Below are 24692 nucleotides of genomic sequence, written 5' to 3'. Positions count from 1 at the left end.
AGGTGGGATTGAGATGAGATTTTGGAAAAAAGGTGCTGTTATTATAATGGCAGCAACGATGGCTTTATCAGCTGCAGCTTGTTCAAGTAGTAAAACAGAGGGGAAATCTGAAGCAAAGGAAAAAGTAGCTCCCGCAGAAAAGAATGGAGATAAAACAGTTATTCGCTTTTGGCATGCAATGGGTGGAAAAACGCAAGGTGTGTTGGATGGAATTGTTGCAGATTATAATAAGTCACAAAATAAATATGAGGTGAAAGCTGAATTTCAAGGTTCCTATGAAGAATCTTTAACGAAGTTTAAAAATATAACAGCTTCAAAAGAATCACCAGCTCTCGTTCAATCTAGCGAAATTACAACGAAATATATGATTGATAGTAAAAAGATTACGCCGATTGATAGCTGGATTAAAAAGGATAAATATGATATATCGAAATTAGAAAAAGCGATTACGAATTACTATTCAGTTGATGGGAAAATGTATTCCATGCCATTTAATTCATCTACACCAGTATTAATTTATAATAAAGATGCCTTTACAAAAGCGGGGCTCGATCCGGAAAAAGCACCGAAAACATACGCTGAATTAAAAGAAGCAGCAAAAAAATTAACTGTTAAAGAAGGCGAAAGCGTAAAACAGTACGGTTTTTCAATGTTAAATTACGGATGGTTCTTTGAAGAGCTTTTGGCAACACAAGGTGGGTTATATGTTGATAAAGAAAATGGGCGTAAAGGTGCAGCGAAAAAAGCTGTATTTAACGGAAAAGAAGGACAAAAAGTATTTGGTTTATTAGATGAACTGAATAAAGCTGGTACATTAGGAAAGTATGGGGCGAGTTGGGATGATGTTCGTGCCGCATTCCAATCTGGACAAGTTGCGATGTATTTAGATTCTTCAGCAGGTGTTCGTAATGTGATTGATTCGTCTAAATTTAATGTAGGAGTAGCATATATCCCATATCCAGAAGATGTGAAACAAAACGGAGTTGTTATTGGCGGTGCATCACTATGGATGACGAATATGGTCGCAGAAGAAACACAAAAAGGTGCTTGGGACTTTATGAAATACTTAACAAAAGCAGATGTACAAGCAAAATGGCATACGGAAACAGGTTATTTCTCTATTAACCCAGATGCATATAATGAGCCTTTAGTAAAACAACAATATGAAAAATATCCACAGTTAAAAGTAACGGTAGAACAGTTACAAGCAACAAAACCATCTGTTGCAACACAAGGTGCACTTATTAGTGTATTTCCTGAATCCCGCGATGCAGTTGTAAAAGCGCTAGAAGCAATGTATGATGGAAAAAATAGTAAAGAAGCATTAGATGAAGCAGCAAAAACAACAGATCGGGCAATTAGTATTTCGAACCGTACAAATCAAAAATAAAAGAAAGCCGTATCTGTAAAAAAGATACGGCTTTCCTATCTTTCCTTTGCTTGTTGTCTCATTTCTTACTTTAAGTATAGCGGGTAGCAAGTCTTGTAACTATCGAATTAGGTGACATGAGGATTACGGTGTTGTAAGGGTACAAATTCTCCTTTTTGAAACTTCTTTTGTTAAGGGAAAGTTAAGGAATAGCTTTCATAATAAAGTACATATATAAACGGATGGTAAATGAGCAAGAAAATGATTCATGTTATGACAGGTCTACATAGACAATGATATATAATTATTATAAGTACGTAGGATTTAGAGGGAGCAAGGCAAGGTGAAGTATTCGGATACAAGACTGGAAATCGTTTGGAAGTAAGGATAAGTATGTTGTGCTGCTCTCTTTTGTTATTATGAAAAATGGTAACAGTAATTATTTATCCCGCTATTCGCGGGCTACTAATAATCAGTGATGGATGAAGAAAATCACTACCGATTAAAGTTTCACTTTATATTTGATGAAAGGTGAGAAAGTGGGATGCGCTTATTAGTTGTAGAAGATCATGCACCTTTATTGGAATCAATTACACAAATTTTATGTGATGAGTTTGAAGTTGATACAGCAATGAATGGAGAAGACGGTTTGTTTTTGGCGTTACAAAATATTTATGATGTAATACTTCTTGATGTAATGTTACCGGTGATAGATGGTTTTGAAGTAATTCAAAGAATACGGAATGACAAAATTGAAACACCTGTCTTATTTTTGACTGCTAAAGATTCTTTGGAAGACCGTGTGAAAGGATTAGATTTTGGAGGGGATGATTATTTAATAAAGCCATTTCAAGCTCCCGAGCTGAAAGCGAGAATTCGAGCTTTATTACGAAGAAGTGGTAATTTAACAACAAAGCAAACCATTAACTACCGTGGAATCGAGTTGTTCGGAAAGGACAAGGATATTCAAGTGGATGGAGAAGCAATTAAATTAACATTAAAGCAATATGAACTTTTAGAGTACCTCATTCAAAATAGTGGAAAGATTTTAATGCGTGAACAAATCTTTGATCGCGTTTGGGGATTCGATTCAGATACAACGGTAGCCATTGTTGAAGTGTATGTTCATCATTTACGAAAAAAGTTGGAGCCATTTGGTTATCAAAAAGATATTCAAACCGTTCGCGGGATTGGATATATGTTAAAAGAACAATGAAAAATAAGAGTATGTTTCAAAGAACCCGCATTCGCCTTACAATTTTAAATTCATTAGTGTTTATTATATTAATTGGAGTTCTAGGGAGTATTATCTATGGCTATACATATAATCGTATTTATAGTGGAGTAGATAATTCGCTAGAAATGTTTAAAGCAAAAGAGAAGAAACATTCTAAGTCTAATCCAAAAGGGTCCGTTAAGGATATTCGTATTGGAGATCCGAGGATTACTGTACTGTTATGGCATGGAAAAAAAGTAGCCCTAATAGATAAGAATCCTAAATTTGTTGATCCTGTTTTTGAAGAAAATGCTTTAGCGTTTTTCCCAGAACAATTAGAGGGTTTTCAGGATATTGAAATCAATGGGAAGAGTTTTCGAGCGTTGGCTTTTCAGCGTAATACTGAATTTGGACAAATGACGGTTCAATTTGTACGCGATACAACAGCAGAAAGGGATATGTTGCATACGTTATTACTAATTCTTATAGCGGGATGCAGTATAGGAAGTTTATGCGCAATTGGGATGGGATTTTTCTTAGCTGGAAAAGCTCTTGTACCAATTCGTAATTCTTGGGAAAAGCAACAACAGTTTGTTTCTGATGCATCTCATGAATTAAGAACGCCACTAGCGGTCATTCAATCTAAAACGGATGTACTATTTCAGTCTCCTTCCGCTACGATAGAGGAAAAGGCAATTGATATTTCTACAATTTCAAAGGAGTGTAGAAGGTTATCGAAGCTCGTTGCCAATTTATTATTATTAGCTCGTTCGGATTCAAATCAAATTGAAATGGATAAAAAGAAATTTGCATTAGATGAATTATTAACAGAAGTAGTAGAGCCTTATGCAGAGATTGCTGCGTATCAAGAGAAAAAGATGACATTGGAAATCGAATCTAAAGTATCTTTTATTGGTGATAGAGAACGAATTCATCAAATGGTGGTAATTTTATTAGACAATGCGATGAAATATACTGATGTGGGTGGAACGATTCAAGTAGCATGCATGCAAACCAATAGTTCAATTACGATTCAGGTAAAAGACAATGGAATTGGAATAAAAGAAGAAGAGATTCCAAAGTTATTTGATCGTTTTTATCAAGGAGATAAGGCAAGAACGAAAGCAGAAGGTGCTGGCTTAGGCCTTTCAATTGCCAGCTGGATTGTAGAAAAACATCATGGGAAAATAAAAGTAGAGAGTAAAATGAATGAAGGTACTTGTTTTGAAGTAATTTTACCTAAAAATCAAAGAATATAAAGAAATTAGAGACGATCTTGTTTTTACAAGGTCGTCTTTTTGTTAAGGGAAAGTTAAGAAATATTTTTCATAATAGAGTTTACACAGAATGAGAAGGACAAAAGAGAGAAAAAGTAATCACTTTGTATTCTTTTTGCGGATAGATAGTTATATTCATGAGTGATTTTAATACGAGCCGAATTGAGCGTATCTTTTACGATAATATGGAAAAAATGGAAGGCAGATCGTACGAAAAACATAAAGGAGGAGAAGGAATTTGGAAAAGAAAAAGATAGTGTCATTATTTGTTATTGGCATGATGAGTTTAAGCGTAATGGGAGGGGCGTCTGCTTCTACAACGTCAAAAGGTAAAACTAACTTTTCGCAGTGCAGTAATGAACAACTGAATAACGGAGAAACGCATGTGGCCTATACAGAGGAGAAAGCGCAAAAACTAGGAATTGAAACGGATGGAAAAGAGCAGCTTACGTTAGAAAAGGAGATTCATGAAACAGAAGTTGATCAAGAAGCGACACAGTTAGGAATCTCTACTGAGGGAAAAGATGTAGGAGCTCTTTCAGAAGAAATCTATGAAACAAAAATAAAACAAGAAGCAAAAAAATTAGGAATACCGATCGAAAATACATCCATTGTCGATTTAGTCAATCAAATTAATACAATCAAAATAAATGATGAAGCAGATAAACTCGGTGTTTCAAAAGAAGGAAAAAAAATAGATGAAGTTGCTGAAGAGGTTTATGGAACAAAGGTAAAAGAAGAAGCGGAAAAGCTTGGAATTTCTCAAAAAGGAAAAGGTATAGAAGATTTGGCACAAGAAGTATACGAGGGGAAAATTCAGGCCGAAGCAAAAGAACTTCATATTGATTTATATGGTAAAGATATTTACCAAGTGCTAAGAGAAATAAATGAGCAGAAAGTAATACAAATTGCAGACGATCTTGGCATAGATAGTACAAATACAAATATCGAGCAGTTAACAGAGAAAATAAAAAAGGAACAACCTGAAAAGGGAAAGGAACTTGTCTTTTTACCTATGGTTCAAACAGATGCGGATGCATTTTATTCGTATTTAACGAATTAAAAAGGACGTGAAGATAGAAGAATGATACGAAAGTGGAAGGTGTATATATGTTTGATTGTATTAGGGATATTTATCAGTAGTGTATATATGAAAAGGAGCGGCATAATGCCTGTTACTAAACGTGTAGAAAATGTAAAGAGAATCGTCTCAAACAAATTTGTCCAAAAGGAAAGCGGTAAGAATCAGCTTGTCATTCCAGTTGCGCAAGAAAAAAAGAAAAAGACGCTGGGGAATGCAGATGAAGAAAAAGTATTATTGCAAAATGTACCTTTTATCCAGCAGTTACCAGAGTTAGATAGAGGCTGCGAAGTAACTAGCTTAGCCATGATGTTACAGTACGCAGGTGTTTCTGTAGGTAAGATGACGCTGGCAGATGAAATACAGAAAGTTGCCTTTTCAAATGATGGTGTACGCGGTAATCCACATGAAGGGTTTGTAGGGAATATTTATACTTTTTCTGAATCAGGATATGGTGTGTATCATGAACCGCTTTTTCAGTTAGCAAATAAATACTTGCCAAATCAAGTTGTTGATTTAACAGGTGAAAATATAAATGAAATTTATAAAACTGTAAAAGAGGGCAAGCCAGTTGTTATGATTACAAATGCAACATATGCTCCTTTGGATGAAAATGAATTTGATACATGGGAAACAGATGCAGGTAATGTCTCTATTACGTACAATGAACATTGTATTCTTCTTATTGGTTATGATAAGGAGTTAGTTTATATTCATGATCCGCTTAGTGATACTGCAAGTGTAAGTGTTCCACGCGAAAGCTTTGAACAGGCATGGGTACAGATGGGAAGTCAAGCTATTAGTTATGTGCAAAATTCAAAGTGAATGGGACAGAAATGGGGTTAAGAAGAGAAAGTGATGATTATATTTAACAAAAACAAGAGGAACTCAGCATAATTTCTTATACTGAATTTCTCTTGTTTTTGTTTCGTTATACATCGGGAGATAGGAGAGAAAAACAATGATGAATATTTCTCGTTTTATTATTAATTTATTTAACTATTTGCGAACAGTAATATTCTCATCTCAAGATTCAGTAAAAATAAAGAAAAATAGGTGGGAGATAAAATCCTCGTAAAATTCCGTTTGCTGAGGCATGATTAAAGTTCAGTGTTGTATTCATAAAAAAGAATAAGTAAGATAGATTTCGCGTGTAGTAAAGAGGAAATAAGGGAGACAATAAAGGGATGAGAAAAAGAAAAAAATTGTTAAGTTTATGGAAAACGATTACGTTGCTGGTGTGTACTGTTATTTTACTTTCTTTACTTGTAACAGATATATTAATTAGTCATAATGTCGAACGTACGACGGAAGAAAGTCAAGCTGAAAAAGCAAAAACAATCGCGCGTATTGTAGCAAATTCACCACTTGTAATAGATGCTTTAGCAGGAAGAAAAGATATATCTGAAATTCAAACGTATACAAATCGGTTGTTAAAAAATACAGATGTTCAATTTATCGTGGTCATGGATATGAATGGCATTCGCAAATCTCACCCAAATCCTCAAAAAATCGGCCATCACTTTGTAGGGGGAGATGAAGGGATAGCCTTAAAAGGAAAAGAACATGTATCAATGGCAGAAGGAACATTGGGAATCTCTATGCGAGTGTTTGTACCTGTTTTTTCTGAAACGAGAGAACAAATGGGGGTTGTTGCTGTCGGAATTTCAGCTGATAATGTGCATGAGAGGATAAAAGAGAGTAGATACATTATTTATATCGGTATCGGTGTTGGAATCTTAGTTGGAATTATAGGTGCTATTTTATTAGCTAGACATATTAAGAAAATTTTATTTGATCTTGAACCTAGCGAAATCGCAAAAATTTTAGAAGAACGGAATACGATGTTACAATCTGTTAAAGAAGGAATTATTGCTGTCGATAAAGATGCGAGAGTTACTTTAATTAATAACGAAGCGAAACGGTTATTTAAGAAAAGTGGTCTCGAAGAAGATTTTATTGGTAAAGATGTTGAGAAGTATATGCCCAACTCATGTATAAAAGAAGTGTTACAAACGGGGAAAGCACAATTGTATGAGGAACAAAATCTTTATGGAATTACCATTGTTACAAACAGAGTTCCTTTATATGTTAAAGGAGAAATTGTTGGTGCTATTGCAACATTTCGTGATAAAACAGAGATTAGGCAATTAGCAGAACAATTAACGGATATTCAACTTTATGCAGAAGCGCTCAGGGCACAATCTCATGAGTTTATGAATAAGATGCATGTTGTATTAGGGCTTACACATATGAAGCATTATGAACAATTAGAGACCTATATTAGTAACATGGTCTCGGAGCATCAATATGAAATTGGTGGTGTGATGCGAAAAATAAAAAATCCTGTATTTGCAGGATTTATGCTTGGTAAACTTAGTTACGCAAGGGAAAAGAGTATACAACTCATTGTAAGCGAAAATTCTTACTTACCAGAGCCATATGATGAAAGTATTATTCATGAACTCATTACAATTGTAGGAAATTTAATTGATAATGCATTAGATGCGGTGATAAATTGTCAATATAAGCGAGTAGATATTTCTATTCAATATCAGGATAAGATGATTATCACAGTCAAAGATACAGGAGTTGGAATCCGGCAAGAAGAAATTGACAAATTATTTGTCAAAGGGTATTCCTCAAAAGGAGAAAATCGAGGATATGGTTTATATCTTGTAAAGGATAGTTTAAAGCGAATAAATGGGGATATACAGGTAGAGTCTTTGTTAGGGAAGGGAACGACTATAACCATTGAAATACCATACAAAAGTAGGGATGAGATAGGGACATGATCAAAGTTTTGATTGTAGAAGATGATCCAATGGTAGCGATGTTAAATAAGCATTATTTAGAGCAAGTAGGAGGGTTTGAACTTGTTCATATAGCTAATTCTGTGAAAGAAGCAGTAGAGATATTAAAGGAATCGTCTATAGATTTCATATTGCTTGATATTTTTATGCCTGTAGATACAGGATTTGAATTGCTACTGCATATTCGGAATCAAGAAAAAGAAATTGATGTTATCATGATTTCAGCTGTGCATGATATGGGAAGTATTAAAAAAGCACTTCAATATGGGGTTGTTGATTATTTGATTAAACCATTTACATTTGAAAGGTTTAAGGAAGCATTAACCGCATATCGAGAAAAATTTATCTTTATGAAAGAACAGCAAAAAATTAGCCAGTCTGAATTAGATACGTTGATTTTACAAAAAGAAAAAGTAGAAACTCATGTGAATAAAGAGCTGCCAAAAGGGCTAACAAGACAAACATTACAGTTAATTTGGAAGCAAATAGAATCACTTCATGGACAAGCATTTACAACAGATGAAATGGCTCAATTAGTTGGAATTTCAAGGGTGTCTATTCGAAAGTATGTAATGTTTTTAACTGAAATTGGAGTTTTAGAAAATAAAATGGTTTATCAACATGTGGGAAGACCAGTAAGTAAATTAAAGTGCATCGATGAAAACAAAATACGTTTGTATGTATAAGCGGCTTATATAAGCTGCTTATACTTTTTTTAATTACAAAACTACTTACAAAACTTACAAAAACTATTTTTACTATTGAAAGCGTTTTAATATTGTAGATAAGAATATAAGGGGGTGCCTATATGGGGATTCAAAAAAAGGTGGAAGCGGTATCATCCGTGGAAGCAGCAGAGGTGGAACAAAAATCTTTTGTTTCAAAAATCATGAATATTAAAATTGGTGTTATACCTTTACCGTTATATATCGTATTAGCAGCTATTATTTATGGAGCATCTGTATATAACAAGTTACCTGCTGATATGATTGGTGGATTTGCAGTCATTATGATCATGGGGATTTTCTTAGGTGATATTGGGATGAGGATTCCGATTTTAAAAAATATTGGTGGACCAGCAATTCTTTCATTATTTATTCCATCTTTACTAGTGTTTTTTAATTGGATGAATCCAGCTTCAATGGAAGCAGCGACGATGCTAATGAAAAAATCGAACTTTTTATATTTATATATTTCTTGTTTAGTAGTCGGAAGTGTTTTAGGAATGAACCGTAAAGTGTTAGTACAAGGGTTTGTTCGCATGTTTATTCCATTAGTTGTAGGAACACTCGCTTCTATTGCAGTTGGATTATTAGTTGGATCATTATTTGGATTTGAAATGAAGCGAACGTTCTTCTTTATCATTGTACCAATTGTAAGCGGTGGTATCGGAGAAGGTATTTTACCACTTTCCTTAGCTTACAGTGACATTTTAAATCAATCATCAGCAACATTTGTATCTCAGCTTGTTCCAGCAGCGGTTATCGGAAATATGTTTGCGATTGTAAGCGCTGGATACATGAAGCGCTTAGGTGAGAAAAAACCAGAGCTTAGCGGTAATGGTGCATTGGTAAAAACAGGTGATCAAGATGAATTATTAAAAGAACAAAATACAGAAAAACCAATTGACTTCTCATTAATGGGAGCAGGTTTATTAATTGCATGTACGTTCTTTATTTTCGGTGGATTTGCTTCTAAATTTATTGGTATTCCAGGGGCAATCATTATGATCTTTTCAGCAGCACTTGTAAAATACTTTAAATTAATGCCAGCAAAAATGGAGCAAGGTGCATATCACTTATATAAATTTATTTCGACAAGCTTAACGTGGCCATTAATGGTTGGTTTAGGATTGTTATATATTCCATTAAAAGATGTAGCAGCTGTTCTTTCAGTTGGATATGTTGTGGTGTGTGCATCAGTAGTATTAACAATGATCACGACTGGTTTCCTTGTTGGGAAAGTCATGAAAATGTACCCAGTTGAATCTGCGATTGTAACAGGATGCCATAGCGGATTAGGAGGAACTGGAGACGTTGCGATTTTATCAGCTTCAAATCGTATGGAATTAATGCCATTTGCGCAAATTTCAACGCGTTTGGGCGGTGCTGCAATGGTCGTAACAGCAACAATTTTATTAAAAATGTTTTCGTAAATTATTATCATACAAGCTAGCTATGTAAAAACGTAGCTAGCTTGTCAAATTAGGAGGAGCTTATTTATATGTTAGAAAGTCAAATTAATGAACGTTCATTATTACTTCATAAAGAATTGGTAGGGAAAATTGAAATTACAAGTAAAGTAGAAGTGAATTCAGCAGATGATTTAAGTTTGACATATACACCAGGAGTGGCTGAGTCTTGTAAAGCGATCGCTGCAGATGAAGAAACAGCTTATGACTATACAGCGCGCGGTAATATGGTTGCAGTTGTTTCAGATGGAACAGCAGTACTTGGATTAGGTGATATTGGCCCGAAAGCAGCTATGCCTGTTATGGAAGGAAAAAGTATTTTATTTAAAAAGTTTGCGAATGTAGATGCATTTCCGCTTTGTCTTGGAACGACTGATGTAGATGAAATCGTAACCATTGTTAAAAATTTAGAACCTACATTTGCAGGTATTAATTTAGAAGATATTGCAGCGCCGCGCTGTTTTGAAATTGAAAAGCGCTTAAAAGAAGAAACAAATATTCCGGTGTTCCATGATGACCAACACGGAACAGCAATTGTTGTTTTAGCTGCGATTATTAATGCGTTAAAAGTTGTAAATAAACAGATGGATGCAGTGAAAATTGTCATTAATGGTGCTGGTTCGGCAGGGATAGCAATTGCTAAATTACTGTTACAAGCTGGAGCGCAGCATATTACATTAGTAAGTTTAGAAGGAATTGTTTGTGAGGATGAATCATGGATGAATCCGGCACAAATAGAGATTGCAAAGAAAACAAATCGCGAATATGTACGTGGAACATTAAAAGAAGCGATTCATGAAGCAGACATTTTTATCGGTGTATCTGCTCCTAATGTGTTAACAACAGAACTTGTACAGACAATGAGTGAAAAACCAATTGTGTTTGCAATGGCGAATCCAATCCCAGAAATATACCCAGAGGATGCACTAAAGGCTGGTGCTGCTGTAGTTGGAACAGGGCGTTCTGATTATCCAAACCAAGTAAATAATGTGCTAGCATTTCCTGGTATATTCCGTGGGGCATTAGATGTACGTGCAACAGATGTTACAGAGGAAATGAAATTAGCTGCAGCATATGGGATCGCTAACATCATTACTGATGAAGAACGTAATGAAAACTATGTAATTCCGAATCCGCTAGATAAAAGAGTTGTCCCAAGTGTTGCAGCTGCAGTAGCAAAAGCAGCAATTGAATCAGGAGTAGCGCAAATTACAAAAATGCCAAGTTATTCGAAATAATAATAAAAAAGCAGTGCCATCTTCTTAGAAGGGCGCTGCTTTTTTAGTGAGATAAGAGATCTAAACAATAAAGAAATCGTACTCCCGCTTATTGTTTTATATTATTAGTAATAAATATTTCGCTCTGCATTATTTATTCAACTCCATTGCAACTTGCTTTCCATTTACGAAAACCTCTACCATTGCCACTACAACATCCATCACTTTTTTCATCTCTCATCTCTCCTTGTTTGTTGTTGCATTTCTTATTTTTAGTATAAGAGAGAGAGGGAGATACAACTATCGAAGTAGATGACATAAGAATTACATTGTTGTAAGGAAGAAATTAAGCTTTGTCACTTTCTTCTACATGAATAACGATTTGTTCATAATATTTCTCGTCAATATACGCATTTAATACCCATAATCCAGGAGAAGGCAGTGACATAAGAAGAGGTAATTCTTTTATACTTGAATGAATGGGAGTAGGAGTGGTCCAAGTTTGTTCGGAAGTTTCATCTTGAAAGAGTACGGGAGTGGGTGCTGTAGATCCTTGTTTTAAAGCAATAATAGATAATTTTCCAGATGGCATTTGCGGATCGAGGAAGAACCACATCTGTTTATTTTTCTCATTGGCAATGAAAGGACTATCCGCAACTGCAATCTTTCCTTCAATGCCTTTTAACGGCATCTTTCCTTCTACAAAGGATGGACTTTCTTGCCAGTAAACATCTTTTAAGACGCTAAGGTGAAAAAAGGTAGGTGCATTATTTTGAGGTTTAGAGATTTCGGTTATTTCTTTTATCGGTTCCTTGGAATTTTGCCCTAGTGAGGTACAGCCAGTGATGATACAGGAGAAAAGTAGCACGGTTCCAATTTTTTTCATCTTGCCACACTCCTATTTTTCATAGTTAGTGTAATTGTATTTGCTAGAAGACAGGACAATTCCTTTTAATTCATAAAAAGAGGTCATAAGTTTAGTATGACCTCTTTTGACATTTTGTACTATAAGAAATCATTAGAAGGTTTTTAAACGAAGGACATTGGGAAAAGCATATTCATAAGATGCGAGTTGTTTATCGAAAAAAGAGGGATGCTCTTGTCTCAGCGATAGAAAGGTACTTTTCTAATAAGGTGGAAGTGATAGGAGAAGATTCTGGCCTACATATCTTATTAAAGGTTCGAAATGGAATGTTCGAAGAAGAATTAATAAAGAGGGCATCTGATAAGGATATAAAAATATATCCGGTTTCTACGTACTATGAAGAAGGAAGCGCCCCAAAAAATACAGTTTTACTTGGGGGTGCTATTTTATCAGAGGCAGAGATTGAAGAGGCAATTCAATTGTTATATAAAGCATGGTTTTTATCGTAAAAAATAATAAAAAAATCCTCATATACGTGAGGATTTTTTATTATTTTTCTTCATCTAAGAATAAAACCATATGCTCTTCATCCCAGTACTGACCGTTATATTTTAAAGAACGCTCTTGTACACCGAAGGTTTTAAATCCTAATGATTCGTAAAGCTTTTTGGCACCATCGTTTCCGACAACAACATCAAGCATAATTTGTTCTATTTCTAGTGTTTTGGCAAGTTCAATACACTCTTTAATAAGTGCTTTTCCAGCTCCAAGTCCGCGCGCTTTTGGAGATACATATACGGAACCAATTTTCGCTTTGTGCTCTTGTTTTACGTATGGTTTCGTTTCCAGGGTTGCAACTCCGATTAATTTTCCGTCTTTAAATGCACCTAGTGTATAGTTTTCATCCTGTGCTAATTTTTGTGCTTTATACTCAATCGGACATTCTTTATTAATAATATCTTCATAAGAAGAACTAAAAGCCTCAGGATTTTGTTTTAATCCTTCTACACGAAGTTCTAAGTAAATTTCTGCCTCTTGCTTTGTTAATACATGGATTTCCAATTATATCACCCTCCGAATCTTTCACAGTTGTATTTCCATTTTATATTGAAATAAGAATAATTTCAAAAGGTCAGCTTGTACCATTAGCATTTTAATGGGTTTACTAATAATTTGCGAATACATATTAGCTATTAACATAATATCACCAGCAGTTTTGAAGTAAGAATACTACTGGTGATTTAACGTATAGATTATTCAATTGGTAATTTAATAATAAATTCGGTGCCCATTCCTAATTCACTTTTTACTTGAATGGAGCCGCTGTGTAACTCAACAATTTCTTTTGCAACAGCTAGGCCGATTCCTTTACCACCCGTAGCTCGAGTTCTTGATTTATCAACTCGATAAAAACGATCAAAAATATGCGGAATATCTTCTCGTGGAATACCTTCTCCTTCATCTTGCACACTTATAGAAAAAGTATTCCCATTTTGCGATGCTTGTACAGTAATAACTGACTGTTCATAAGAATGCTGATAGGCGTTGTGTAATAAATTTAGCATCACTTGTTCCATTCGGCGTTCATCCATACAGACATTAGGGTTATCTGTGCAGTGAAATTTAATTTTTATTTGCTTTTTAGCAAGTGCTGGTTTGGTTTTTTCAATCATGCGTTCTAGAAAAGGCTGTAAAGGAATCTTTTGTTTTTTTATAATAAATTGATGTTGTTCTAGCTGAACAAGATCGAATAAATCTTGAACGAGTTCTGTTACACTATCTGTCTCATCTTCAATAATTTGTAAATATTCTTCACGCTCTTCTTTAGAGAGAGAATCTCTTTTAGCCACTTTTGCATAACCTTTCATATACGTGAGAGGTGTGAGCAGTTCGTGGGCTACACTTGCAAGAAATTCATTTCGTTCTTTTTTCATGTAGGCTAATTCACTAGATAATTCTTCAATGGTTTTGGCCAAACTACCGAGTTCATCATTGCGTTTAATTCCTAATTTAATCGGTTTATTTAGCTTTGACATTTTTTCTGTTGCACGTTTCATTTTTATAAGAGGATCGGTAATGACACGAGAAAAGATAAATACAGAAATTGTTGTTAAAACAAGAGTTAATATACCGATAATAATAAATTGATGTGCTAAGCGAAGAATCATTTTTTCTAAAAATGCGGTATCTAAAAACATATGTACATATCCAGTAATTTGTTTATGAATGATAATTGGCGTTGCTGTTGAAATAAATTTCGATGTTTTCCAATTTTTCTCAACCAAAGTTCCATCTATTGAAGTGCAATGTATTTTGTAAGCAAGTTGCTTTTTCATTTCTGGTGTTATCGGATCAGAAGAAGAAAGGATTTGCCCATTGGTGTCTGTTATGACTAACTTTGTATCTGAATTAGAATGTGATTCCATTGCTGCAGCATGTTCAAAAGCTCGTGGACCATAACGTTTTGAAATAAAATTACTATAGCGCTTCCCTTTTTCTAAAAGAGCGGCTTTTTCTTCCTCGATACGCATGTTCGACAAACTTGTATAAAAAGATACAAAAGCAATTGTTTCAATACATAGAGCTAATATTAAAAAGTATGTACCGATCTTGAGGGAAAGTTTATTCATTTTTACCACACCTTTATTTCACATTAATAGCTAGAGGGAGGTATCTCACCACTTATCAAATTTTTATCCCCCTATTCTCGGACGGTAAGCCCCCTACCTTAAAGTACAGCGAATAGGGGGATAAAAAATGTTTGCTAATCAAAGTTTCACTATACTATTTGTTTTTATTCACTTTTCCACTTGTATCCCACTTTATAGATGGTTTCTAAGTATTTTTCAACAGGAAAGTCTTTTTTTCGTAATTTATCACGGATATTGCGGATATGTGAGTCGACAGTACGATATTCAATATCCGTTTGATATCCCCATATTTTTTCAATTAAATCATCACGGCTATATGCTCGGTTCGTATTTTGTAAAAACAGTCCTAGTAATGAAAATTCGATAGGTGTAAGGGGGATTTTCTCGTTGTAAACAGTGACAGTATGTTTGGTTTTATCCCATTCAATACCATTGAAGCTTATAAAACCATCCTTTTTTGTTCGGCGCAGTATAGCTTCAATTCGTGCAACTAGTACTTGTTCGTCAAAAGGTTTTGTAATATAATCATCGGCTCCCATTGTAAGTCCTTTTACCATATCGTAGTTTTGATTACGAGCTGTTAACATTATGATTGGAACATTGCTGATTTGACGGATTTGATAACATGTATCCCATCCATCCATATTGGGCATCATCACATCTAATAAAATGATATCGAAGTTCTTTTGTTGAATTAGTTCAAGAGCTTCTATACCTGAATTGGCTTTCATACAAAAATAACCACGTGGGCTCAAAAATAAATCTAACAATCGTAACATGCGTTCTTCATCGTCTACTAATAAGATTTTAATCATAGTCTTGTGCACCTCAAAACATTCATTCTACTTTGTATAGTTTACATGAAAATAATAAAAAACTCTGTTTACGTGATTGAATTGTAGTGTATTTTTTCTACTAAGGCAATTGACATAAAAAATGCACTACTTTTGCACAACTCTTTTTTATAATAGAAAGCGTAGCGACACAAAATACCCTATGTTGCGACATAACGTCATGTCATTTTATTTATAAAATGACAATTCCATTCTATTGTGTATGTGAGATAGTGAGAAATTTCGTATTCACCTCGCATCGGATAAGGAAAATCTCCTATCTCACACTTTTTTTATTGTTATAAAGGGGACTATACACGTGAGTAAAAAAGAAGAACGTTTACAAAAAGATAAACAAGAGCGCAATGCTATTGTGATGTGTATTGCCGTATCTATGCTAATCATTGTGACATGTACTAATAAATTTTTCGGAATTCTATAATAAATGTAAAAGCTCATTGTTTTATTTTGAGAAACAATAAGCTTTTTTATTTGTACGTAAAAATCCCCTGTATGCTATGTACAGGGGATTTTTGTATAGGAAGGAACCAAAAAATGACGGAAGCTTTATACAATAAACCAAGGAAGAATTGCTAATCCTGAAGTGACGATTATTGTACCACAAATGAACAAAATAAGATGTTTGTGCTGTTTCATATCTGTTATTCCTCCAATTACTGATTTCATTCTATTACTTCTATTATTTTTTCATCTCTCATGTCTTTTGGCTGTGATTTCGTACTTTTAGTATAGCGAAGAGGAGGGAATAGAACCATTCAATAAGATGACGGGAACATTACATTGTTGTAAGAAAAAAGCACCTTTATCACAAAAGGTACTTTTGTGAAAAGTTATATAAATATATTTTGGTTTTTCAACATATAAGTCACGATTATAAAGAACAAAAGGTGATTTTCTCTCTTTGCTTTTACTTGGCATGGGCGGATGCCCTCTTCCATCTAAAAAGACAGGTTTTATGTCGGTTTTTCAATTTGTATTTATATATGTTGTATGATTAGTTATTCAAAAATAAAACCATATGTTCCTCATCCCAATACTGTCCATTGTGTTTTAAAGAACGTTCTTGTACACCATATGTTTGAAAGCCAAGTGACTCGTATAATTTTTTTGCAGCTACATTTCCAACGACAACATCAAGCATGAGTTGTTCTACATGTAATTTATGAGCATTTTCAATAATGGCTTTTATTAATGCACGTCCAGCCCCAAGACCGCGAGCTTTTGGAGAGACGTAAACAGAGCCGATTTTTGCTTTATGTTCTTGTTTAATAAATGGTTTTGTTTCTAAAGTCGCGAGTCCAATCAAATCGTTATCTTTAAAGACACCAAGGGTATATTTATCAGGATTAGATAAACGTTTTGCCATTGCAGCAACTGGATCCTCATGTTTTAGCACATCTTCATAAGAAGAACTAAAGGCTTCTGGATTTTGTTTTAATCCTTCCATACAAACTTTTAAATAAATTTTTGCATCCTCTTTTGTTAATAAGCGAATTTCCATAGCTGTAACCTCCTCAGTTTATCTCACTCTATAGGGAAATAGATCCTCGGCTTTATTATGTAAAGCAGGAGATTGTAATCCGTAAGAGTCTGATGATTATATTGATAGAACATCTACTGTGTATTCATAAACATATTTTGTACTTATTCTTTCTTAATTTGTAAAAGAATAAGTAGATATATGCGAGGAAGACATGTGTCTTCAGGCATTTTTTATGATTCACTTTATGTAATGAAATTATATATTAACTTTATTAACTATTCAACAAATAAATATAGTACATTTTTATAACTAAAAAATGATTCCTTTAGCAGGAATCATTTTGTTTCTATTATATATCCTTCAACTCGTTCTGGATGAGTGTAAATATTACAGGAGTCATTACGAATAAACCCAACTACCGTAATGCCTAAATCATGAGCGAGCTGTAATGCTAATTTTGTTGGAGCTGATTTAGAAAGAACAATTTCGCAACCGATTTTAGAAACTTTCAGCAAAATTTCAGATGAGATTCGGCCACTAAATACAATAATTTTCCCTTTAATGGGGATATGATTGCGTAAACAATGGCCATATATTTTATCCAATGCGTTGTGTCGTCCAATATCCATTCTTGATATGAGAACGGTATTTCGATCGCACAGGGCGGTATTATGAACCCCGCCTGTTTGACGAAACGTAGTGGAAGATTGCTGTAAGGAGTTCATTAAATGAAAGCATTCTTCTGGAGTAATTGTTACATGTATATCATGTAAAGTTTTTGCTTTTGCTGCATCATTTACAAAAACAAATCCTTGTCTACTTTTGCCGCAACAAGAAGTGACATATCGTTTGTTATATAGCGTTTGATAGAGTGGATTGATTTGTGATGTTTTTACATGGACAACCCCTTTGTCTTTCTGTATCCATAACTCATCAATGTTCTCATAAGAAGCAATAATTCCTTCAGAAATTAAAAAACCTATTACCATATCTTCAATATAATTTGGAGTGCATACAACTGTTACATATTCTTCCCCGTTTAATTTAATCGTTACAGGATATTCCGTGACAATTTCATCTTCTTGTTCGAGGAATATTCCAGCTTGATAACGTACCATTTTACATGTTTCTTGGACAGACCCCATAGTATTTTTCCCTTCATATGTATTTTTCTTCCTATTTATCATAAAACATTGAAAAAATAAAAGCATCTGTTATCTATATAAATCCATTTTGATTTTTCGACATATAAGTCGCTGCTAGGAAGAGAAAAGATGACCGCTACTTGTTTTCTCTCTTTGTTTTCACTTGGCATGGGGCAGGAAAAGGAACTGACTGCTTCTATGCACGGCCGGATGCTCTCTCCCACCTAAAAAGACAGGTTTTATGTTTATTTTTCAGTTTCTATATATTATTTGGTTATTATTGTATATGTAAGATATAATAGAGTAGTAGAATAGTGTCATTTTTTATACCTTATAGCATCAAGAATCGACTTCTAAGATAGGATTTCAACAGAGTGTTTCAAAAAATATGTATAACAACACAGTTTTGAAAACGGATTCAAAACTGTGTTGTACAGTTGGTTGTAAGGAGAGGGGAAACTATGGCAGAAAAAACAGTTCGTGTAACCATAGATGGAAAAGAATTTCTTTCATCTGGTGAAGAAACGATACTGCAATTATTTAACGAAAGTAATTTAGAACATCCACAAATTTGTCATGTACCAGAGGTGGATCCAATTCAAACTTGTGATACGTGTATTGTGGAAGTAGATGGAAAGCTATTGCGTGCTTGTTCAACGAAATTGGAAGATGGTATGCATATCGAAAGAAATTCACCACGTGCTAAAGAAGCACAAACGGAAGCAATGGATAGAATATTAGAGAACCATTTATTGTATTGTACAGTATGTGATAATAATAACGGTAATTGTAAAGTTCATAATACGGTACATATGATGGGAATTGAAGAACAGAAATATCCATATGAACCGAAAGTTAGTGCAAAAGAAGTGGACATGACTCATCCATTTTACCGTTATGATCCAAACCAATGTATCGCTTGTGGGCAGTGTGTAGAAGTATGTCAGAACTTACAAGTAAACGAAACGTTATCAATTGATTGGACCTTAGATCGTCCGCGTGTTATTTGGGATAATGGCGTGAGTATTAACGATTCATCTTGTGTTAGTTGTGGACAATGTGTAACAGTTTGTCCTTGTAACGCATTAATGGAAAAATCTATGCTTGGGGAAGCAGGATTTATGACGGGGTTGAAACCGGATGTGTTAGATCCGATGATTGATTTTGTAAAGGATGTAGAGCCTGGATATAGTAGTATTTTAGCAGTTTCAGAAGTTGAATCTGCAATGCGTGAAACGAAGATTAATAAAACGAAAACAGTGTGTACATTTTGCGGTGTAGGTTGTTCGTTCGAAGTATGGACGAAAGATCGTCAAATTTTAAAAGTACAACCTGTATCAGACGCACCAGTAAACGGAATTTCTACATGTGTGAAAGGAAAGTTCGGATGGGACTTTGTAAACAGTGAAGACCGTATTACGAAACCGTTGATTCGTCAAGGGGATATGTTCGTTGAAGCATCATGGGAAGAAGCTTTAGAGGTTGTTGCGTCCAATATGCAACATATTAAATCGGAACATGGTAGCGATGCATTTGGCTTTATTTCTTCTTCGAAAGTAACGAATGAAGAAAATTATTTAATGCAAAAGTTAGCTCGTCAAATATATGGAACAAATAATGTGGATAACTGTTCTCGTTACTGCCAATCGCCAGCAACAGATGGTTTATTTAAAACTGTTGGTATGGGCGGTGACGCTGGGACAGTGAAAGATATTGCTGAGGCAGGACTAGTCATTGTTGTCGGTGCAAACCCGACAGAGGGACATCCAGTACTTGCAACACGTGTAAAACGTGCTCACAAGCTACATGAACAAAAACTAATTGTAGCGGACCTTCGCAAACATGAAATGGCAGAGCGTGCTGATCTGTTTGTTCATCCGCGCCAAGGAACTGACTATGTATGGCTTGCTGGTGTGACAAAATATATTATTGATCAAGATTGGTATGATAAAAAATTCTTAGATGAAAATGTGAAGAATTTTGATGAATATAGCAAGATGTTAGAAAAATATACACTTGATTATACGGAAAGTATTACAGGTATTTCTAAAGATACATTAAAAGAAATGGCTCGTATGGTATATGAAGCAGATGGTACTTGTATACTTTGGGGTATGGGTGTTACACAAAATACAGGAGGAAGTACAACATCTGCAGCGATTTCAAACTTACTTCTTGTAACAGGTAACTATCGTCGCCCGGGTGCAGGTGCATATCCACTCCGCGGACATAATAACGTACAAGGTGCTTGTGATATGGCAACATTACCAAACTGGCTTCCAGGTTATCAAGCGGTATCGGATGATGCAATGCGTGCGAAATTTGAAAAAGCATATGGAACTACGATTCCGAAAGAGCCAGGGCTAAATAACATTGCGATGCTACTTGCAGCAGAAGAAGGAAAATTGCGTGGTATGTATGTTATGGGAGAAGAAATGGCTTTAGTAGATTCAAATGCAAATCATGTACAGCATATTTTAGCAAATCTTGATTTTCTTGTTGTTCAAGATATGTTCTTATCAAAAACAGCGCGCTTTGCGGATGTTATTTTACCAGCAGCACCAAGTTTAGAAAAAGAGGGAACATTTACAAATACAGAGCGCCGTATTCAACGTTTATATGAAGTTATTAAACCGCTTGGTGATTCTAAACCAGACTGGTGGATTTTACAAAAAGTAGCACGTGCACTTGGTGGGGATTGGAATTATGAGAACCCAAGTGAAATTATGGATGAAATTGCATCACTTGCGCCGCTCTATTCACAAGCAACATATGATCGTTTAGAAGGATGGAACAGTTTATGCTGGGGAAGTCATGACGGTAGTGATACACCGTTATTATATGTCGATGGTTTTAATTTCCCTGATAAAAAAGCCCGTCTTTCACTAGATGAATGGGTGCCGCCAGTTGTAGCGCCAGAAGACTACGATTTATTATTAAATAATGGTCGTATGTTAGAACATTTCCATGAAGGAAATATGACAAATAAATCAGTGGGGATTCTATCCAAAATTTCTGAGGTGTTTGTTGAGATTTCACCTGAGCTTGCTACTGAGCGGAATGTGAAAGATGGTGGCCTTGTAGAACTGACATCACCGTTTGGGAAAATCAAAGTACAGGCACTTATTACAGATCGTGTGACTGGAAACGAGTTATATTTACCGATGCATGCGACAGTAAATGAAGAAGCGATTAATATTTTAACAGGAACAGCGACAGACCTATATACGTGTACACCGGCTTATAAACAAACGATGGTGAAAATGCGTGTACTACGTGAAAAAGGAAATCGTCCACTTCCTGCTTCAAACCCAAGAGATAAAAAGCGTCATCCGCAAAATGGTGTTGAAATTCAGCAGAAATGGCAGAGAAAGCAGTACGTATCACTTGTGGATCAGAACTAGGGGGCGAAGAACGTGGCAAAAGAAATTACATTGATTCAGAAAAAGGTCATTACAGAAGCAGAAAAGAAACAACAGTTATCAGATGAACTGCTAACCCAATTAGCTGAGAATCGTGAAGCGGTAGAAGAGACGATGCAATTGTTAGCACAGTTGCAACAAGCTGGCATATTAGATGCAGCAATTAGTTTGCTTGCTGCAAAAGAAGATGTTTCTAAAATTGCTGCCCAGCAATTAAATCGTGAACCGGTAAAAAATGCATTAAATAATATGATGGGGGCAGGAGAAGCGCTATCTTCTGTTGATCCAGAAGTAACAAAACAGGTGACATCGAGTTTAGTTACAGGATTACAATTTGCAACAGACGAATTAAAAAAGGGTAAGAAAACAAAGGTTATGGACTTCTTTAAAGTATTAAAAGATCCTGATATCAATAGAGCGATTACCTTTGGATTTAGCTTTTTAAAAGCATTTGGACAAGGATTAGGGAAAAAATAAGGTGAAATTTTAATCAGTGGGGGGTCTTACTGCCCGTCAATAGTGTGGTAAAAATGAGAAAGAGTGATGGGGTTGTGCCTGTCACTCTTTTTGGGATGTATAAGAGTGTTCATATTAAGCGGAATATATTATTATAAAAAAGATGGATTTGAAATAGAAATATGGAATCCATCTCAAATATAGCGTTAGAATTTGGAGGGATTTATGCTACACCGTAAAAGACTATCTATACCAGGAGTCATGAAACATTCCTTTCAAACAGTGCAATTTGCTTTTTGGAATGTGTTGGCGTTTCAGCTTGTTTATAAATTATTAGCAGCCATTGTATTTATACCGCTATTCGGTATTATTTTTAATAAATTGTTGTATTTTGGTGGCTATGCAAATGCGACAAACGATGAATTGCTAGCTTTTTTGAAAACTCCATATGGTATCGCAACTATTTTCATTTTATCGATATTAGCACTTTTTCTCATTTTTACGGAGTTTGCAGTGCTTATTATTATTTCATATTTTGCACATAAACGACAAAAGGTGAAATTACGACCTATTTTATATAAAACGGTAACGTATTTGCCTTCTCTGTTTACATATTGCTTACCTGGATTTGTTTTGTATGCGGTTGTATTGTTACCTCTGTTAAGCATGGGGTATAAATCTGCACTAATTCCTGAAATTCAAATTCCTAATTTTATTACAGGAGAATTGTTTAAAACGACAATGGGACAAGTCGGTTACTATGCTTTCTTTGCTGTAGTTGCATACTTGAATCTTAGGTGGATCTTTGTTTTACCTATTATTGTTTTAGAAGAAAAAACATTTCGTACGGCTGCACGTAAAAGTGCAAATTTGGTAAAAGGAAGCTTTTTTAAAGTCTTGTTCTTTTTAATTGGATTTTTTATCTCGATCGGGATTGTATTTGTTTTATTAATGGGAATGTACTTATTAGTTTTATGGGGTGTATATGAATTTACGAATCCAAAAGGGACATTTGCCCTCTTAGCAGAATCTACTCTATCTGTATTTTTGACGAGTACATTGTATTTATTTAGCTTTATTGTAACTCCGTTTTATATTATGGCATTGACAAGACTTTATTTACAAAAGGTTCCAGTTGTAGATGTTTTATTAGAAGAAGGCTTAGATTATTCCAAAACAAAAGCGAATAAATGTTTTTTTAAAAAGCATCGTTTGAAGTTTATTGGTGTATATATTGTTGGTGTTTTCACCGTGGGCATGGTTGTTGCTTTTATTGTGACGTTTATTACGAATTCATATAAAGAGCCAGTTATTATGGCACATCGTGGATATGTTTCCAAAGGAGTAGAGAATACGAAAGAGGCCCTACAAGGTGCGATTGATGCAAAAGCAGAGTATGCTGAAATTGATGTATTACAAACAAAAGATGGTCAATTGGCCGTAATACATGATTTGAAATTAAAGCGTCTTGCGAATGCGAATGTACAAGTATCAGATTTAACGATGGATGAGCTTCAAAAACTGACTCTCAGCCAAGATGGATTTACGGGTAAAATTAGTACACTTGATGAGATGATTAAGCTTGCAAAAAACAAGATAAAACTGAATATAGAAGTGAAACTACATGGAAATGAAAAGGATTTTGTAAAGAAAGTATTAAAAACAATTAAGGAAAACGACTTTGAAAAGCAATGTGTCATTCAAACATTGCACTATCCGCTCATTAAAGAATTTAAGCGTGCAAACCCAGATATAAAGGTAGGATATATATTATATGCAAGCAGAGCGGATTTAAAATATGTTCAGGCTGATTTCTATGTGGCAGAAGAATATATGTTAAATAAACGCCTAGTAAAAGCAGCAAGAAAATTAAATAAACCCATTTATGTATGGACTGTAAATGATATGGAAAGCTTTAAAAAATATTATAAGCTTAATGTCGATGGGATTATTACAGACTATCCTGTGGATGCACAAAAAACCATTAAAATGATGAAAGAGCAAGAAGAAAGTGAAACAGATATGTTTGATAAAATTACAGAAACAACGGAAGATTTATTTTCAAAGTTATTCATAGGTTATCCAGCTGCCGGTTAAATATCGGTAGCTGTTTTTTACTATATAAGTGCAAATAGAAAAACTGATATAAAACCTTTCTTTTTAAGTGGACGAGAGCATCCGACCGTGCATAGAAGCGGTCAAATTCTTTTCCTATCCCATGCCAAGAACAACCGAGTGTAAAGTCAACTTCTTCTCTTCATAGCAGTCATTTATATGTTGAAAATTTAAAATGGATTTATATAAAAAAGAATATACTTCTAAAATGTTACAGGGGATTTTAATTGCATATGTATGCGATTTGTATTGTTTTTTCACATTGTTATATTATTGTCAAATAATAAATAAGGAATGTGTAGTTTCCGTGGTTATAATGAAAATAGAATGATAGATCATAAGAAAAGAATGATAGATAATAAAAAAACATGAAGACCCCTTGTAAAATAAAGTTCTTTATATTTACACTATTCCCAATATAAAAACTTCTTTTAAATTAGTATGTTAGCGTTTTCATAGCTTTTAAGTTATGCTAGAATAAGGACATAAGTTATTAATTATTTAAAAAAGAAAAAAGAATTCCTTTTTTCTGTTAAT

19 protein-coding genes and 1 pseudogene are annotated in these 24692 nt (G+C 34.5%); 14 read left to right on the top strand and 6 right to left on the bottom strand.

The window, feature by feature from the left end:
- The first annotated feature begins 13 nt into the window (after nucleotides 1–13).
- The 9 genes from MHH45_RS13420 (at nucleotide 14) to MHH45_RS13380 (ending at nucleotide 11185) form a co-directional block, all read left to right on the top strand.
- On the top strand, nucleotides 14–1390 hold the full coding sequence (locus tag MHH45_RS13420; RefSeq protein ID WP_016113043.1) for an ABC transporter substrate-binding protein: 1377 nt from the start codon (nucleotides 14–16) through the stop codon (nucleotides 1388–1390).
- Nucleotides 1391–1913: 523 nt separating this feature from the next.
- On the top strand, nucleotides 1914–2585 hold the full coding sequence (locus MHH45_RS13415; protein WP_016113044.1) for a response regulator transcription factor: 672 nt from the start codon (nucleotides 1914–1916) through the stop codon (nucleotides 2583–2585).
- Entirely contained in the window at nucleotides 2582–3844 is a 1263-nt protein-coding gene (locus MHH45_RS13410) for a sensor histidine kinase (RefSeq protein WP_016113045.1), read from the top strand. Before MHH45_RS13415 ends, MHH45_RS13410 begins: the two co-directional genes overlap by 4 nt.
- A 295-nt stretch (nucleotides 3845–4139) precedes the next feature.
- On the top strand, nucleotides 4140–4925 hold the full coding sequence (locus tag MHH45_RS13405) for a hypothetical protein (RefSeq protein ID WP_044880782.1): 786 nt from the start codon (nucleotides 4140–4142) through the stop codon (nucleotides 4923–4925).
- A gap of 21 nt (nucleotides 4926–4946) precedes the next feature.
- Nucleotides 4947–5768 (top strand): C39 family peptidase, encoded by an 822-nt coding sequence (locus tag MHH45_RS13400; protein ID WP_170927947.1) that lies wholly within the window; start codon nucleotides 4947–4949, stop codon nucleotides 5766–5768.
- A 362-nt stretch (nucleotides 5769–6130) separates the two neighbouring features.
- Nucleotides 6131–7738, top strand: a complete 1608-nt coding sequence (locus MHH45_RS13395) for a sensor histidine kinase (RefSeq protein ID WP_016113048.1) — start codon at nucleotides 6131–6133, stop codon at nucleotides 7736–7738.
- Entirely contained in the window at nucleotides 7735–8442 is a 708-nt protein-coding gene (locus MHH45_RS13390; protein ID WP_016113049.1) for a response regulator, read from the top strand. Before MHH45_RS13395 ends, MHH45_RS13390 begins: the two co-directional genes overlap by 4 nt.
- A 122-nt stretch (nucleotides 8443–8564) precedes the next feature.
- Nucleotides 8565–9911, top strand: a complete 1347-nt coding sequence (locus MHH45_RS13385; protein WP_016113050.1) for a 2-hydroxycarboxylate transporter family protein — start codon at nucleotides 8565–8567, stop codon at nucleotides 9909–9911.
- Nucleotides 9912–9979: 68 nt separating this feature from the next.
- The gene (locus tag MHH45_RS13380; protein WP_016113051.1) at nucleotides 9980–11185 is read left to right on the top strand and encodes an NAD(P)-dependent malic enzyme; all 1206 of its coding nucleotides are present in this window, start codon (nucleotides 9980–9982) and stop codon (nucleotides 11183–11185) included.
- A gap of 325 nt (nucleotides 11186–11510) precedes the next feature.
- Here MHH45_RS13380 and MHH45_RS13375 read toward each other — a convergent pair whose 3' ends face one another.
- Nucleotides 11511–12050, bottom strand: a complete 540-nt coding sequence (locus tag MHH45_RS13375; RefSeq protein ID WP_016113052.1) for a DUF4871 domain-containing protein — start codon at nucleotides 12048–12050, stop codon at nucleotides 11511–11513.
- Nucleotides 12051–12175: 125 nt separating this feature from the next.
- Here MHH45_RS13375 and MHH45_RS13370 point away from each other — a divergent pair.
- Nucleotides 12176–12538: pseudogene (locus MHH45_RS13370) on the top strand (PLP-dependent aminotransferase family protein); the annotation flags it as partial.
- Nucleotides 12539–12578: 40 nt separating this feature from the next.
- Here MHH45_RS13370 and MHH45_RS13365 read toward each other — a convergent pair.
- The 3 genes from MHH45_RS13365 to MHH45_RS13355 form a co-directional block, all read right to left on the bottom strand.
- The gene (locus tag MHH45_RS13365) at nucleotides 12579–13091 is read right to left on the bottom strand and encodes a GNAT family N-acetyltransferase (protein WP_016113054.1); all 513 of its coding nucleotides are present in this window, start codon (nucleotides 13089–13091) and stop codon (nucleotides 12579–12581) included.
- Nucleotides 13092–13282: 191 nt separating this feature from the next.
- On the bottom strand, nucleotides 13283–14659 hold the full coding sequence (locus MHH45_RS13360) for a sensor histidine kinase (protein ID WP_016113055.1): 1377 nt from the start codon (nucleotides 14657–14659) through the stop codon (nucleotides 13283–13285).
- Between the two features lie 164 nt (nucleotides 14660–14823).
- Entirely contained in the window at nucleotides 14824–15495 is a 672-nt protein-coding gene (locus MHH45_RS13355; protein ID WP_016113056.1) for a response regulator transcription factor, read from the bottom strand.
- 337 nt (nucleotides 15496–15832) lie between these two features.
- Between MHH45_RS13355 and MHH45_RS13350 the strand changes: the two genes are divergently transcribed.
- Nucleotides 15833–15955 (top strand): hypothetical protein, encoded by a 123-nt coding sequence (locus tag MHH45_RS13350; protein ID WP_077294981.1) that lies wholly within the window; start codon nucleotides 15833–15835, stop codon nucleotides 15953–15955.
- 573 nt (nucleotides 15956–16528) lie between these two features.
- On the opposite strand, the gene MHH45_RS13345 is transcribed toward MHH45_RS13350, so the two are convergent.
- Together MHH45_RS13345 and fdhD are read right to left on the bottom strand one after the other, a co-directional pair.
- A complete protein-coding gene (locus tag MHH45_RS13345; protein WP_016113058.1) occupies nucleotides 16529–17035 on the bottom strand; it encodes a GNAT family N-acetyltransferase in 507 nt (168 codons plus the stop codon).
- A 317-nt stretch (nucleotides 17036–17352) separates the two neighbouring features.
- Entirely contained in the window at nucleotides 17353–18162 is an 810-nt protein-coding gene (gene fdhD / locus MHH45_RS13340) for a formate dehydrogenase accessory sulfurtransferase FdhD (protein WP_016113059.1), read from the bottom strand.
- 461 nt (nucleotides 18163–18623) lie between these two features.
- Here fdhD and fdhF point away from each other — a divergent pair, with 461 nt between their 5' ends.
- From fdhF to MHH45_RS13325, 3 genes are all read left to right on the top strand, one after another.
- Nucleotides 18624–21566, top strand: a complete 2943-nt coding sequence (gene fdhF, locus MHH45_RS13335) for a formate dehydrogenase subunit alpha (RefSeq protein ID WP_016113060.1) — start codon at nucleotides 18624–18626, stop codon at nucleotides 21564–21566.
- A gap of 12 nt (nucleotides 21567–21578) precedes the next feature.
- The gene (locus MHH45_RS13330; RefSeq protein WP_016113061.1) at nucleotides 21579–22061 is read left to right on the top strand and encodes a DUF1641 domain-containing protein; all 483 of its coding nucleotides are present in this window, start codon (nucleotides 21579–21581) and stop codon (nucleotides 22059–22061) included.
- A 204-nt stretch (nucleotides 22062–22265) separates the two neighbouring features.
- Nucleotides 22266–24137: a glycerophosphoryl diester phosphodiesterase membrane domain-containing protein gene (locus tag MHH45_RS13325; protein WP_016113062.1), complete on the top strand. Its 1872-nt coding sequence runs from the start codon at nucleotides 22266–22268 to the stop codon at nucleotides 24135–24137.
- Nucleotides 24138–24692: the final 555 nt, after the last annotated feature.

It is taken from the genome of Bacillus sp. FSL K6-0042 (assembly GCF_038006685.1).
Lineage (GTDB): Bacteria > Bacillota > Bacilli > Bacillales > Bacillaceae_G > Bacillus_A > Bacillus_A pseudomycoides.
The sequence above is the reverse complement of the archived record's forward strand: the minus strand, read 5'-3'. Positions and strand labels throughout refer to the sequence as shown.